The organism is Pseudoalteromonas sp. S1612 (assembly GCF_005887175.1).
GTDB classification, from domain to species: domain Bacteria; phylum Pseudomonadota; class Gammaproteobacteria; order Enterobacterales; family Alteromonadaceae; genus Pseudoalteromonas; species Pseudoalteromonas undina.
This window is the reverse complement of the sequence record NZ_PNDH01000158.1, coordinates 1-570: the sequence shown is the minus strand read 5'-3', so window position 1 is coordinate 570 and position 570 is coordinate 1. Positions and strand designations below refer to the sequence as shown.

1 protein-coding gene is annotated in these 570 nt (G+C 37.4%); it reads right to left on the bottom strand.

Annotated features, from left to right (window positions below; translation table 11 throughout):
- Positions 1 to 251 precede the first annotated feature (251 nt).
- Positions 252 to 570, bottom strand: a 319-nt coding sequence (locus tag CWB78_RS18515; RefSeq protein ID WP_138596851.1) for a transposase, incomplete at its 5' end; no start/stop codon positions are given.

Here is a 570-nt window from a genome sequence, read left to right as displayed (position 1 = left end):
TTTTTTTATTTAAAATAAAAACGTGGCTTTATATTAGGGTATTATATGGACTCTCCGTAAATGTCAAAAAGAAAAAGTTAAAATAAATTTAGATGCTTGCTTATATTCGGGCTGAAATTGAGGGGCTACCTCTGGCCTCTTATGTATTCGCACCTTCATGACTTTTCTGTTGAGCAGTTTATGAAACTTCAGGACCTAACTGTCTATTGAAGGTTGGTCTTTCCTATTTTAAGCGCTCTTATTGACAAATTTTAAGCCGCAAGTAATTGTGTCTGGTATTCTTTATCATGCTTTTGCATTGCAAAAGCCGTTCTTATCGTTTTATTCGCTAAAGCAATGGCTGCTACTTTCTTTCCTCGACGCGCGGTTAATGCTTTCAACCATACATCTTTTTCACTGCGACTTTCTCTTTTTTCTAGTTGGGAAACAACAGCTAATGCACCTTTAAACAAAGCACTTCGCAGCTTCTTATTTCCTATCACTTTAGATATCGAGCCTATTTTTTGTTTACCACCACTGCTATGTTGTACTGGTGTTAGACCAAAGCATGCGGCGGCTTCTCTTCCACTT